The 12,553-nt window shown below is 73.3% G+C and carries 11 protein-coding genes; 4 read left to right on the top strand and 7 right to left on the bottom strand.

Annotation, left to right across the window (positions count from 1 at the left end; translation table 11 throughout):
* Positions 1 to 29: 29 nt before the first annotated feature.
* Together qcrC and ctaE are read right to left on the bottom strand one after the other, a co-directional pair.
* Positions 30 to 833 (bottom strand): cytochrome bc1 complex diheme cytochrome c subunit, encoded by an 804-nt coding sequence (qcrC, locus tag ASD19_RS09630; RefSeq protein WP_055991805.1) that lies wholly within the window; start codon positions 831 to 833, stop codon positions 30 to 32.
* Between the two features lie 21 nt (positions 834 to 854).
* Positions 855 to 1,532, bottom strand: a complete 678-nt coding sequence (gene ctaE / locus ASD19_RS09635) for an aa3-type cytochrome oxidase subunit III (protein ID WP_082543121.1) — start codon at positions 1,530 to 1,532, stop codon at positions 855 to 857.
* 83 nt (positions 1,533 to 1,615) lie between these two features.
* Between ctaE and trpD the strand changes: the two genes are divergently transcribed.
* The 3 genes from trpD to ASD19_RS09650 are packed head-to-tail and all read left to right on the top strand — an operon-like array spanning position 1,616 to position 4,951.
* A complete protein-coding gene (gene trpD, locus ASD19_RS09640) occupies positions 1,616 to 2,686 on the top strand; it encodes an anthranilate phosphoribosyltransferase (protein ID WP_055991809.1) in 1,071 nt (356 codons plus the stop codon).
* Between the two features lie 28 nt (positions 2,687 to 2,714).
* Positions 2,715 to 3,707, top strand: coding sequence for a PHP domain-containing protein (locus ASD19_RS09645; RefSeq protein ID WP_055991812.1), 993 nt, complete (start codon positions 2,715 to 2,717; stop codon positions 3,705 to 3,707).
* Entirely contained in the window at positions 3,704 to 4,951 is a 1,248-nt protein-coding gene (locus tag ASD19_RS09650) for an MFS transporter (RefSeq protein ID WP_055991815.1), read from the top strand. The genes ASD19_RS09645 and ASD19_RS09650 overlap by 4 nt, the downstream gene beginning before the upstream one ends.
* 21 nt (positions 4,952 to 4,972) lie before the next feature.
* Here ASD19_RS09650 and ASD19_RS09655 read toward each other — a convergent pair whose 3' ends face one another.
* From ASD19_RS09655 to ASD19_RS09675, 5 genes are all read right to left on the bottom strand, one after another.
* Positions 4,973 to 5,890, bottom strand: a complete 918-nt coding sequence (locus ASD19_RS09655) for a 5'-3' exonuclease (protein ID WP_134746297.1) — start codon at positions 5,888 to 5,890, stop codon at positions 4,973 to 4,975.
* Positions 5,891 to 5,926: 36 nt separating this feature from the next.
* Positions 5,927 to 9,343 (bottom strand): error-prone DNA polymerase, encoded by a 3,417-nt coding sequence (locus ASD19_RS09660; RefSeq protein WP_055991818.1) that lies wholly within the window; start codon positions 9,341 to 9,343, stop codon positions 5,927 to 5,929.
* A 16-nt stretch (positions 9,344 to 9,359) separates the two neighbouring features.
* Entirely contained in the window at positions 9,360 to 10,985 is a 1,626-nt protein-coding gene (locus tag ASD19_RS09665) for a DNA polymerase Y family protein (protein WP_055991821.1), read from the bottom strand.
* Entirely contained in the window at positions 10,985 to 11,791 is an 807-nt protein-coding gene (locus ASD19_RS09670; protein ID WP_200941100.1) for a hypothetical protein, read from the bottom strand. Before ASD19_RS09670 ends, ASD19_RS09665 begins: the two co-directional genes overlap by 1 nt.
* 114 nt (positions 11,792 to 11,905) lie before the next feature.
* Positions 11,906 to 12,124 carry an SCO4848 family membrane protein gene (locus ASD19_RS09675; RefSeq protein ID WP_055991824.1) on the bottom strand — a complete coding sequence of 73 codons (219 nt, stop codon included), beginning with the start codon at positions 12,122 to 12,124 and terminating at the stop codon, positions 11,906 to 11,908.
* Positions 12,125 to 12,198: 74 nt separating this feature from the next.
* Between ASD19_RS09675 and ASD19_RS09680 the strand changes: the two genes are divergently transcribed.
* Complete coding sequence (locus tag ASD19_RS09680; RefSeq protein WP_162246662.1) at positions 12,199 to 12,552, top strand: helix-turn-helix domain-containing protein; 354 nt, start codon at positions 12,199 to 12,201, stop codon at positions 12,550 to 12,552.
* Position 12,553: the final 1 nt, after the last annotated feature.

Here is a 12,553-nt window from a genome sequence, read left to right on the forward strand (position 1 = left end):
CCTCGTCACGTCTTCTTCGTTCGCCATGCTCAGTTGGACTTCGCGGTGATCCACACGGTGATCGCGATGAGCCCACCGATGCCGAAGATCCACACGAACAGACCCTCGGACACGGGGCCGAGCGAGCCGATCGTGAAGCCGCCGGGAGCGGGCTGCTCCTGCTGGTAGAGGAGCGCGGAGATGATGTCGCGCTTGTCCTCCGGCGTGAGGTTCATGTCGTTGAACACGGGCATGTTCTGGGGGCCGGTCACCATCGCGGCGTAGATGTGCTGCGCGCTGGTGTCCATGATGTCCGGGGCGTACTTGCCCTCCGTCAGCGCACCGCCGGCGGCGGCCACGTTGTGGCACATCGCGCAGTTGATGCGGAACAGCTCGGCGCCGCGCGCGACGTCGCCCTCGCCGTCGAGGTAGTGCTCGTCCGGGAAGTCGGGGCCCGGGGCGACCGACTGCACGAACTCGGCCATCGCGAGGATCTGCTCCTCGGTGAACTGGGCCTCCTTCTGCGGGGCCTGGACGTCCTGGCGCTGCATCGGCATGCGGCCGGTGGACACCTGGAACTCGACGGCGAGCGCGCCGACGCCGTACAGCGACGGGCCGTTGTCGGTGCCCTGCAGGTCGAGGCCGTGGCAGGTGGCGCAGTTGGCCTGGAACAGCTTCTCGCCGTCCTCGACCGTGAGCGTCGTGCTGGCGGCGGTGGTCTCGGTCGATGCGGCGACCGCGGCGGACGCGCCGGCGTAGGCGCCTCCCGTGATGAGCAGGCCGATGCCGATGAGGGCGGCGGCGGCCAGCGGGCTGCGACGGCCGTTCGAGCGGCGCTTCTTCTCTCGTGCCATAAGTCTGATGTAGCTCCGCTCTTACTTGAGGAAGTAGATGACCAGGAAGAGCGCGATCCACACGACGTCGACGAAGTGCCAGTAGTAGGACACGACGATCGCGGTGACGGCCTCCTTGTGACGGGGGCGCTTGACCGCGTAGAAGCGGCCGATGGTGAGCAGGAACGCGACGAGGCCGCCGGTCACGTGCAGGGCGTGGAAGCCCGTCGTGAGGTAGAAGGCCGACGCGTAGGAGTCGGCGCTGATCGGCATGCCCTCGAGCACGAGCGTGGCGTACTCCCACACCTGGCCCGAGACGAAGACCGCGCCCAGCGCGAACGACACCCAGAACCACGGGACGACGCCCCAGCCCACGAGCCGCTGCAGGAGCGGGTTCTTGAACGTCAGGCCCTCGGCCGAGAACACGCCGAGCTGGCAGGTCACACTGGAGAGCACCAGGATGATCGTGTTCACGAGCGCGAACGGCACGTTGAGAAGCTCGGTGCGCTCAGCCCACAGCTCCGGCGAGGTGCTGCGGAGGGTGAAGTAGATCGCAAAGAGGCCGGCGAAGAACATGACTTCGCTGCCGAGCCAGACAATCGTGCCGACGGCGACGGGATCGGGTCGCTTCACGGTTCTCGGTGCCGGGGCATACGTCGCTGAGGTCGTCACGGAACCATTATTGCCGATCCTCCGGCCTGGTTTGGGCAACTTCGACATCGCGTCGAAGTATGTGGGACCCGAATGCCGTCTGGGAGTCCGGCGCGAGATCCCTGTCTATACGCCCTGGCTAGGATCGGAGCATGGCGGAACCCACCTGGCCCGACGTCCTGACCACCGTGCTCTCGCGCACCGACCTCAGCGTGTCGGAGGCCACTTGGGCCATGCGGCAGGTGATGCAGGGCGCGGCGACGCCCGCCCAGCTCGCCGGATTCCTGCTCGCGCTGCGGGCGAAGGGCGAGACGGTCGAGGAGATCATCGGCTTCCGCGACGCGATCCTCGAGGCCGCCGTCCCGCTGGATGTCGACCCCAACGTGCTCGACATCGTCGGCACGGGCGGTGACCGCTTCGGCACCGTCAACATCTCGTCGACGGCCTCGATCGTGATCGCCGCGACGGGCGTCCCGGTGGTCAAGCACGGGAACAAGGCGGCGAGCTCGAAGTCGGGCTCCTCGGATGTGCTCAGCGCGCTCGGCATCGACCTGCGCCTGCCCCCGGAGGCCGTGGCCGGGGTCCTCGACCGCGCCGGCATCACGTTCGCGTGGGCGGCGGCGTTCCACCCGGGCTTCCGCCACGCGGGTCAGGTGCGCGCGGAGCTCGGCGTGCCGACCGTGTTCAACTTCCTCGGCCCGCTCGTGAACCCCGCCCGCGCGGAGGCGAACGCCGTCGGCGTGGCCAACCTCGACGTGGTCCCGCTGATCACCGGCGTGTTCCGCACGCGCGGCGCCACCGCGCTCGTCTTCCGGGGCGAGGACGGCCTCGACGAGCTGACGACCACGGGGTACTCCCGCATCTGGGAGGTCTCGCGCGGCGACGTGCACGAGTTCGACATCCACCCGCGCGACGTGGGCCTGGCGACCGCGACCATCGACGACCTCCTCGGCGGCAGCCCCGAGCACAACGCCGAGGTGCTGCGGCGCACGCTCGCGGGCGAGAAGGGCGCGGTGCGCGACATCGTGCTGCTCAACGCGGCGGCGGGCATCGTGGCGTTCCGGCTCTCCCAGGACCCCGCCCAGATGCAGCGGGGCATGGTCGAGCGTCTCGTCGAGGCGCTCGAGGAGGCGGCCGCGGCGATCGACGACGGTCGCGCCACGGCGAAGCTCGAGCAGTGGATCTCGGCCTCGCAGGAGCTGGGCGGGTCGGCGCCGGCGTGAGCCCGCCGCAGGCCGAGGGAGGCGACGGATGGATCCGATCGAGGCGCTGAACGAGATCGCGTACCTCCTGGAGCGCGAGCGCGCGTCGAAGTTCAAGGCGAAGGCGTTCCGTACGGCCGCCGCGGCGGTCGCCGGCCTGGACGAGGCGGCGCGCCGGGACCCCGAGCGGCTGCGCCGGACCAAGGGCATCGGCGCGTCGACCTTCGCGGTGATCGAGCAGGCGCTCGTCGGACGTGTGCCGGACTACCTGACCGACCTGCGCGAGCGGCTGGGGGACGTGAAGCCGTCCGAGCTGCGGGGTCTGCTCCGCGGCGACCTGCACTCGCACAGCGACTGGTCGGACGGCACGACGCCGATCGAGGACATGGTCGCCGCCGCGCGCGGGCTGGGGCATGAGTACCTCGCGCTCACCGACCACTCGCCGCGGCTCAAGGTCGCGCGCGGACTGTCGCCCGAGCGGCTGCGACGCCAGCTCGAGGTGGTCGCCGGGTTCCAGTACGACGACTTCACGCTGCTGAGCGGCATCGAGGTGGACATCCTGAGCGACGGCGCGCTGGACCAGGAGCCCGAGCTGCTCGACGAGCTGGACGTCGTCGTCGCGTCGGCGCATTCCGAGCTGCGCAAGGAGTCCACGGCCATGACCCGACGGCTGGTCGCGGCCGTGTCCAACCCGCGCGTCACGGTCCTCGGCCACGTCACCGGCCGGCTCGTGACCGGATCGCGCGGAACGCGCCCGCCGTCCACGTTCGATCCGCGAGCGGTGTTCGAGGCGTGCGCCGAGCACGGCGTGGCCGTCGAGATCAACTCGCGGCCCGAGCGGGAGGACCCGCCGGACGACCTGATCTCCCTCGCGCTCGAGATCGGCTGCCTGTTCTCGATCGACTCCGACGCGCACGCCCCGGGGCAGCTGTCGCTGCTCGACCACGGCGCGGAGCGCGCCGAGCGACTCGGCGTGCCGGCGGAGCGCATCATCACGACCTGGCCGCTCGGCAGGCTGCGGGCCTGGGCCTGGGGCGCGTGAGCCGGGCGGGCGGGGCGCAGGCCGCGCGGCGGGCGTTCCCGTGGCTCGTGATCGCGGGGGTGCTCGTCGCCGCGTTCAGCCTGCGCGGGCCCATCCTGTCGGTCACGCCCGTGCTGCGGGACATCGAGCACGACTACGCGCTCGATGCCGCGACGGCGTCTCTGCTGACCACGTTCCCGGTGCTGATGTTCGCCGCGCTGACGCCCGTCGCCGCGGTCGTGATCCGGCGCGCGGGAGCCGACCTGGCGCTGCTCGCCTGCCTGGCCGCGGTCGCGGTGGGCACGCTCATCCGGACCCTCCCCGGATTCGGATGGATGCTCGTCGGCATGGTCGTGATCGGTGCGGGGATCACGGTGGGCAACATCGTGATCCCGGTGATCATCCGCCGCGAGGTGCCGCCCGAGCGAGTCGCGACGGTGACCGCCGCCTACACGGCCGCTCTGAACGCGGGGTCGCTGCTGACGACGCTCACCACCGCGTCGATCGCGGAGCTCACCGGATGGCCGCTCGCGCTGCTGCTGTGGATCGTGCTCACCGCCCTGGGGCTCGTGCTGTGGGGCCTGCACCTGTGGCGTGACCGGATGCCGGGCGTGCCGTGGGACGAGCGCTCCGGAGGAGGAGGGACGCCGGCGGACGCGGTGTCGATGACCGGACCGGTCCCGGTGCCCGGGCGCGGCGACGTCCTGCGGAACCCGGTCGTCTGGCTGCTGGTCGCAGCTCTCGGCTGCCAGTCCTCCGCCTACTACGGCCTGTCGACCTGGCTGCCGGCGATGCTCTCCGACATGACGGGCACGGGAGCCGCCGTCGCGGGGGCGCTCGCGTCCCTGTTCCAGGGCGTCGCGATCGCGGGGGCGTTCGTCGTGCCGACGCTCGCGCGCTACCTGCCGCTCGCGGTGCCGGCCGCCCTCGTCGCGGCGTGCTGGGTCGCCATGGTGGGAGGGCTGCTGGTCGTCCCTGAGCTCTACCCGCTCTGGGTGTCCCTCGGCGGGGTCGCGCACGCGGGCGGCTTCGTGGTGGTGTTCACGGTGCTCGTCGGCATCGCCCGCAGCAGCCGCGAGGCGGCGGCGATGTCGGCGCTCGTGCAGGGGCTCGCGTACGTGGCAGGCGCGGCGGGCGGACCCCTCCTCGGCGGTGTGCACGACCTGACGAGCGGCTGGACGCTGCCGCTTCTTCTCACGCTGGCGCTCGTGAGCGGCTTCTCGGTCTGCATCCTGACCGCGGTCGCCCGCGTGCGGCGCTCCTGAGGCTCACCGGCCCCGCACTGGTCAGGCCAGGGCCGTGAGCACCCGGTCCATCGAGGAGCCGAGGTTCCAGCGGCCCGCGAACTCGCGCGCCCGCTGTGCCGCGGCCTCATCCGGCACGGGGAGGATCGCCGGCACGTCGCCGAGGTCGAGGTCGGTCGCGACCGCCACCACGCGAGGCGCGACGTCGAGGTAGTCGGCCGCGGCGGCGAACTTGGCGCGCATTCCGGCCGACATCCCCTCGCCCGCGGCGGCCGCGGCGCGGATGCCCGCGAGGTCGCCGTGGGCGGCCAGGAGGGTCGCGGCGGTCTTCTCGCCGACGCCCTTGACGCCGGGCAGGCCGTCCGACGCGTCGCCGCGCATGGTCGCGTAGTCCGCGTACTGGGCGGCGTGCACCCCGTACTTGGCGACCACGACCGCGTCGGTCACGATCTCGAGGTTGCTCATGCCGCGCGCCGTGTAGATCACGCGCACGTCGCGGGCGTCGTCCACCAGCTGGAACAGGTCGCGGTCGCCGGTCACGATGTCGACCGGCACCGCCGACCGCGTGGCGAGCGTGCCGATCACGTCGTCGGCCTCGTGCTGCGCGGCGCCGACGACCGTGATGCCGAGCGTCGCGAGCGCCTCGCGGATCACCGGGACCTGCACCTCGAGCGGATCCGGCACCTCCTCGACATCCGGACCGGACGCCACCACCTCGACCACGCGGTGAGCCTTGTACGACGGGATCAGGTCGACCCGCCACTGCGGGCGCCAGTCGTCGTCCCAGCATGCGACGAGGTGGGTGGGGCGGTAGGTCGTGACGAGCTTCGCGATCATGTCGAGCAGCCCGCGCACGGCGTTGACCGGCGTGCCGTCGGGCGAGCGCACCGTGTCGGGCACGCCGTAGAAGGCGCGGAAGTAGAGCGAGGCGGTGTCGAGCAGCATCAGGCGCGAGGTCACGGGTTCAGTGTTCCAGACGACGGCGACGCGGGCGGCTCAGTGGAAGTCCCGGGAGGCGTGGCGGACGCCGACGCGCAGATCCTCGAACGCGTCGGCGAGCAGGTTCGTGACGCCCTCAGGTGAGCGCTCCAGGATGCCGCGCGCGATGAGCGCCGGACTGTCGCGCACGATGCGGCGATAGCGGTTCCAGACTCCGACCGAGCAGATCACGTTGACCAGGCCGTGCTCGTCCTCGAGGTTGAGGAACGTCACGCCCGACGCGGTGGCCGGGCGCTGGCGGTGGGTGACCAGGCCAGCGACCTCGATGCGGCGGCCCGTCTCGTGCGTGCGCAGGCGGGCGGACGGCACCACGCCGCGCGCGTCCAGCGCCTCGCGGTAGTGGGCGAGCGGATGATCCGTCGTCGAGACGCCGGTCGCCCACAGGTCGGCCGCGAGCTGCTCGTAGCTGGTCGGATCGGCGAACAGCGGCGGCTGAACGGCCGTCACGGTGTGCGGCAGGTACTCGGGGCGATCCTGCGCGGCGGAGCCCGCGAGCCAGATCGCCTCGCGGCGCGACAGGCCCAGGCACTCGAACGCGCCGGCGGTGGCGAGGGCCTCGAGGTGGGTCTGCGTGATGCCGGTGCGGCGCACCAGCTCGGGCAGCTCGCGGTACGGGCCGCCGCGCTCGCGCTCCGCGACGATCCGCTTCGCGGTGTCGAGCCCGATGCCGGTCACGCCCGCGAGCCCGAGCCGCACCGCGAACGCGCCGTCCCGGCGATGGGCTGCCGACTCGTCCGGCGCGTCCCGGTCGAAGGCGCCCGGCGCGGGATGCACGCGGGTCAGGCACGACTCGAGGCCGGTCGTCCCGCCGGATCCCTCGCGCAGCGGCTCGAGCACCTCGGTCGCCCCCGAGCGGTTCAGGTCGGGGCGGCGCACCTCGACGCCGTGGCGGCGGGCGTCGCCCGTGAGCGATGCGGGGGAGTAGAAGCCCATGGGCTGCGACCGCAGCAGCCCCGCGAGGAACGCGGCGGGGTAGTGGAGCTTGATCCACGACGACGCGTAGACCAGCAGGGCGAACGACAGCGAGTGCGACTCCGCGAAGCCGAAGTTCGCGAAGGCCTGGATGCGCGCGTAGATGCCGTCGGCCAGTTCCCCGGTGATCCCGTTCGACGCCATCCCGGCGTACAGCTTGTCGCGCAGCTTCTCGATCTTCTCCTTGCCGCGCTTGGATCCCATCGCCCGCCGCAGCAGGTCCGCGTCCTCGCCCGAGCACTCGCCGACGGCCATCGCCATCTGCATGAGCTGCTCCTGGAACACCGGGATGCCCAGCGTGCGCTTCAGCACCAGCTCGAGCTTCGGATGGTCGTACGTCACCTTCTCGATGCCCATCTTGCGGCGCACGAACGGATGCACGGCGCCGCCCTGGATGGGGCCGGGGCGGATGAGCGCGATCTGGATCACCAGGTCGTAGAAGCGGCGCGGCTGCAGGCGCGGCAGCAGCCCCATCTGCACGCGCGACTCGACCTGGAACACCCCGATGGAGTCGGCCCGGCACAGCATGTCGTAGACCGCGGCCTCCTCCTTCGGCAGCGTCGCGAGCGTCCACTCCTCGCCCGTGGACTCGCGGATCAGGTCGAAGCAGTGCTGCAGCGCGGCGAGCATGCCCAGGCCCAGCAGGTCGAACTTGACCAGGCCCATCCAAGCGGCGTCGTCCTTGTCCCACTGGATCACGGTGCGCCCGGGCATGCGGGCGTGCTCGATCGGCACGACCTCGCCCACGGGGCGCTCGGTGAGCACCATGCCGCCCGAGTGGATGCCCAGGTGGCGCGGCGCCTTCAGCAGCTCGGTCGCGTACTCGATCACCTGATCCGGGATGTCGTGATCGGGCCCGGTCTCGAGCCCCGCGCCCCAGCCCTCGACCTGCTTCGACCAGGCGTCCTGCTGGCCGGGCGAGAAGCCCAGGGCGCGGGCCATGTCGCGCACGGCGTTCTTGGGGCGGTACTGGATGACGTTCGCCACCTGGGCCGCGCGCTCTCGGCCGTAGCGCTCGTAGACCCACTGGATGATCTCCTCGCGGCGATCGGAGTCGAAGTCGACGTCGATGTCGGGCTCCTCGTCGCGCAGGGTGGAAAGGAATCGCTCGAACGGCAGGTCGTAGGCGATCGCGTCGACCGCCGTGATCCCGAGCAGGTAGCAGACCGCGCTGTTGGCCGCGGATCCTCGCCCCTGGCACAGGATGCCCCGGCGCCGCGCCTCGGCCACGATGTCGTGCACGATCAGGAAGTAGCCCGGGAAGTCCTTCTGCTCGATGACCGCGAGCTCGCGCTCGATGCGGTCGCGGTCCTTGGAAGACAGGTCGGGGTAGAGGCGGGGCACGGCGTCCCACACCAGCTGCCGCAGGTACGACATGGGGGTGTGGCCCTCGGGCACCTCCTGCTTCGGCAGCGCGGGGCGCATCCGCCGCAGCGGGAAGGCCAGTTCGTCGGCCAGCGTCACGGTGCGGGCGACGGCGCCCGGGTAGCGCGCGAAGCGCGCGGCCATCTCGGCGCCCGAGCGCAGGTGGGCGGCGGCGTGCGACGGGAGCCAGCCGTCGAGGTCGGCCATGCTGCGGTTGGCGCGCACGGCGGCGACCGCGGCGGCCAGGCGCGCGTTCTCGGGCGACGCGTAGTGCGCGTTGTTGGTGGCGACCACAGGCAGGCCGCGCTCGGCGGCCAGCGCCGCCAGGACGTCGTTGCGGCGCGTGTCGAGCGGATCGCCGTGATCGGTCAGCTCGACCTGCACGCTGCCGGGCCCGAACAGGTCGACGAGCCGGTCGAGGGCCGCGGCGGCGGCCACGGGCGCGCTCGCCGCCTCCGCCCCTGCGGCCTCGGCCAGGGCGCGGCGCACGAGCCCCTTGCGGCACCCGGTCAGGATCACCCAGTGCCCGTCGGCCTGCTGGGCCAGCTCGTCGAGCACGTAGAAGGGGCGGCCCTTCTCGGCGCCGCGCAGTTGGCCGTGCGTGATCGCGCCGGCGAGGCGGTGGTAGCCCTCCTCGCCGCGGGCCAGCACGAGCAGGTGGTCGCCCGCGGGGTCGGGGACGCCGTTCTGCGGGGTGGGCAGGCCCAGCGACAGCTCGGCGCCGAACACGGTCTTCACCGCGGTCTCCTCGGCCGCCTCGGCGAAGCGCACCAGGCCGTAGAAGCCGTCGTGGTCGGTGAGGGCGAGGGCGTGCAGGCCGAGCCGCTCGGCCTCCTCGACCATCTCCTCGGGCGAGGACGCGCCGTCGAGGAACGAGAAGGAGGAGTGCGCGTGCAGCTCGGCGTACGGCACGGTGTCCTCGGGGCGCCGGATGGGCGGCGCCTCGTATGCGCCGCGCTTGCGGCTCCACGCGGGGCTGTCGCCGCCGTCGGCGCCGGCCGGGCGCGCGTCGGGGCGGCGGCCGCTCAGGGCCCGCTCCAGCTCCGACCACGAGATCGGCGGGTTCTGCCAGCCCATCAGCGGCCCCCGGCGCTCATGTGTACCGCCCCTCGGCCCACCAGCGGCCGTCCTCGAGCACCAGGAGCCATGCGATCTGATCCGCGTCGACCACCTGGAAGCGGTGGGCCCGCCGGGCGCGGTCGGCATCCCACTGCCGTTCGATCACCGGCCACGGCCCCGCCCACGCCGCGATGCGGCGCCCGTCGAGCAGCGCCGGAGGAGCCGACACCGCGCCCCGCTCGTCGACCGCGACGGGGGCGCCGTCGGCCGCGGCGACCGCGACCGGGCGCCGGCTGCGGTACACTTCGCTGGGCAGCGGCGCGGGAAGGCTTCCCGGCCACGGCAGGTCGCGCGGATGCGCGGGGCGCTCGGCGTCGCCCCATGGCACGCGCCGCTCCCGCTCGCTGAGCCAGCGCCCGCCCGCCAGCATCGGCGTGACGACGCCGCGGTGGCCGAGCAGGGCCTGCACGCGCGACATCGCATGGTGCAGGCGCTCGTCGGGACCCTGGCCGAGCAGCGCCGGCTGGTGGTGCGAGGCGTCGTCGACCGCCTCGGGCTCGATGCGCACGAGCGTGACGCCGCCGTTCTCGCCGCCCAGGGTCGGCGCCCCGTTCTCGCCGCCGAGGCTCGTCTGCAGCTGCCAGCGCACCCGGTCCACGAGGGCGGGGGCATCGAAGCACGTGGGGTGCAGCCACACGCGCTCGCTGCGCCCTCCCCGGTCGTCGAGCAGCGTGATGCGCACCTCGGTGCAGACCAGGTTCGCCTCGTCGAGCCCGGTGACGACCGCGTCGGCCGTGGTGCGCACGGCGAACGCGACCTGGTCGGCCAGCGCGAGCGGCGGCTCGAACTCGACCTCGCGCGCCAGCTCGGGCGGGGGGACGCGCGGCGCGACGGGGCGCGAGTCGGACCCGCCGGCCAGGGCGTGCAGGCGGGCGCCGTGCTCGCCGAGCCGGTCGCGCACGGGCGAGATGTCGAGTGCGGCGAAGTCGCCGAGGGTCTGCACGCCCAGGCGGGCGAGCAGCGCCACGAGCTCGTCCTCGCCGCCCGCGGGGGAGAGGGCGGCGATCGTGAGCGGGGAGAGGAACGCGGCGGACGCCCCGCGCGGCACGACGTGGATGGAGGCCGGGCTCATCAGGCGCGCGGCCTGCTCCGCCGTGAACAGGCCGTCGGCGACGCCCGCGCGGGCGTCGGGGATGCCGCACGCCGCGAGCTCGTCGAGCAGCGCGCTCGCCGCCTGCTCCTCGCCGCCGTAGAACCGGGCGGGCCCGCGGGCCCGCACGGCGCACAGCCCGGGGCGCAGGGGCTGCACACCGGGGGTCAGCTCCTCGATGCGCGACAGGACGGGCAGGAACGCCCGCTCGTCGCGCGCGGGATCGGCGGGCACGAGGCGCAGCCGCGGGCACGCGCCCTGCGCGTCGCGACGGCGCTGACCCCGTCGCACGCCGTGGCGGCGAGCGGCGGCCGAGCACGCCACGACCCGGTTGGCGTGCATGATCGCGATCGGCTCGTCCTCGGTCGGGGGCGCCGTGTCGCCGCCCGCACGGGCGGCCGCCCGCGCCTCGCTGCGCAGCAGGGCCGTGACCGGCCAGTCGGGCAGCCACAGGACGATGACCCGGGTCGGCGCGGGCGCGCGGGTCGGAGCCGGACCGGCGGAGCCCATCACCCCACCGCCTCGAGGCGGGCGGACCCGGCGTCGCTCCCGTGGCCCGCCTCGATCCGGTGGACCGTGCGCCAGGACGGGCGCCGCGCGGTGCCCGCCGCGGCCGCCGGCGCCCCGAGCGGGCCGGGCAGCTGCACGCGCACCGAGCGCGGCACGGGGAAGCGACGGCCCGTCGCGCTGATCGTGACCTCGCGCGCGGCGAGGAGGCCGTGTCCCTGCCCGAGCCCCGTCCATTCGGGGTCGTGCAGCCGGAGCGCCGCCTCCGCCTGCGGCCAGGGGCCCTGCACGAGCAGCACGCCGCCGCGGTCGCGCAGCTTCGCCCCGATGCGGGCGGTGTCGCCGTCGCGCGCGGCACGCGGCGGACGCACCGTGACCACGGGGAAGACCTCGGCGACGGCCGATGTGACGGCGAGCCAGCGGTCACCGGGGTCGGGGACGAGGGCGAACCGCTCGAGGTCCACGCCGTATCCCTCGGCCGCCTCGGCGGCGAGTTCCGGCATGCCGATGGCGGCGCACCAGGATCCGGCGCGCGAGGGCGCCGACATCAGGGCGAGCAGCAGGCTCGTGGCCGCGTCGAGGCTGTAGACCGCGCCGGGGCGCAGGCCGCCCTCGGGGAAGAGCGGGGCGAGCTCGGGATGCACCGGGATGGCGTCGACCTGGGCGCTGCGGCGCTGCATCCGGGTGATCTGCGCGCGCAGGCGCTGGATCTCGGCCGCGGTCTGCGGTGCCGCGGCGCCGACCGGGCTCGTCGGCCCGGGAGTCGTCGCCTCCCAGCGGGAGGCGGTCTCGTAGCGTGCCATCCCCATCCCTCAAGACTAGAACCGATGTTCGAAGAAGTCGAGCTTCGTCATCGAACACTAGTTCGCACCTCCGACATCACCGTCGGGAGCGCCGGAGGGTGGGAGAAGGGCGGCGCGCGGTCAGCTCTGGACGAGCGCGACGATCCCCGCGACCGCCGAGGCCGCCGCCAGCAGCAGCGCGATCCCGATCAGCACGACGTGCACCTTGAGGAAGCGCGTCGGGCGGCCCGCGGTGTCGCGAGCGCGCGGATCGCGTGCGACGCGGCGCAGGAACGTGGGCCAGACCAGCACGTTGAAGACGGCGTTCGCGAGCAGCAGGGTCGCCAGGAGCACGGTCATCCGTCGAGCCTAATCCCGGTCAGTGGGCAGATCTCCCCACGCCGTCATCTGGGATATCGCGCACCATGAAGCGCATGGACGAACCGATCCCCGCGGCGCGTCTCGTCGATCCCCATTCCGCCGTCGCCGCGAAGGTGGGAGAGCGCATCGGCGAACTCCGGCGCCGCGCACAGCTGAGCCGCCCCACGCTGGCCGACTGCGCCGACCTCGATGTGCGGCACCTGCAGCGCATCGAGCGCGGACACGGCAATCCCACGCTGCTGAGCCTCATGCAGATCGCGGTCGCGCTCGAGGTGCCGCTGTCGCATCTCGTCGAGGGCGTGGAGCCGGAGGACCTCCCCGAGACCCGCCGTCCCTACGGGCACAGCACACGCGACACCCAGACCCGCCGCCGCTACTACGCCGGCAACGGCGCGCTGGAGTACTGAC

The sequence above is a fragment of the Microbacterium sp. Root53 genome (assembly GCF_001426925.1).
In the GTDB taxonomy this organism is placed as follows: domain Bacteria; phylum Actinomycetota; class Actinomycetes; order Actinomycetales; family Microbacteriaceae; genus Microbacterium.

Bases quoted from the DNA above. Each gene is read 5' to 3' on its own strand.
- qcrC (WP_055991805.1), bottom strand. From the start codon at position 833: ATGGCACGAGAGAAGAAGCGCCGCTCGAACGGCCGTCGCAGCCCGCTG.
- ctaE (WP_082543121.1), bottom strand. From the start codon at position 1,532: ATGTCGAAGTTGCCCAAACCAGGCCGGAGGATCGGCAATAATGGTTCC.
- trpD (WP_055991809.1), top strand. From the start codon at position 1,616: ATGGCGGAACCCACCTGGCCCGACGTCCTGACCACCGTGCTCTCGCGC.
- ASD19_RS09645 (WP_055991812.1), top strand. From the start codon at position 2,715: ATGGATCCGATCGAGGCGCTGAACGAGATCGCGTACCTCCTGGAGCGC.
- ASD19_RS09660 (WP_055991818.1), bottom strand. From the start codon at position 9,343: ATGGGCTGGCAGAACCCGCCGATCTCGTGGTCGGAGCTGGAGCGGGCC.
- ASD19_RS09665 (WP_055991821.1), bottom strand. From the start codon at position 10,985: ATGGGCTCCGCCGGTCCGGCTCCGACCCGCGCGCCCGCGCCGACCCGG.
- ASD19_RS09670 (WP_200941100.1), bottom strand. From the start codon at position 11,791: ATGGGGATGGCACGCTACGAGACCGCCTCCCGCTGGGAGGCGACGACT.
- ASD19_RS09675 (WP_055991824.1), bottom strand. From the start codon at position 12,124: ATGACCGTGCTCCTGGCGACCCTGCTGCTCGCGAACGCCGTCTTCAAC.
- ASD19_RS09680 (WP_162246662.1), top strand. From the start codon at position 12,199: ATGGACGAACCGATCCCCGCGGCGCGTCTCGTCGATCCCCATTCCGCC.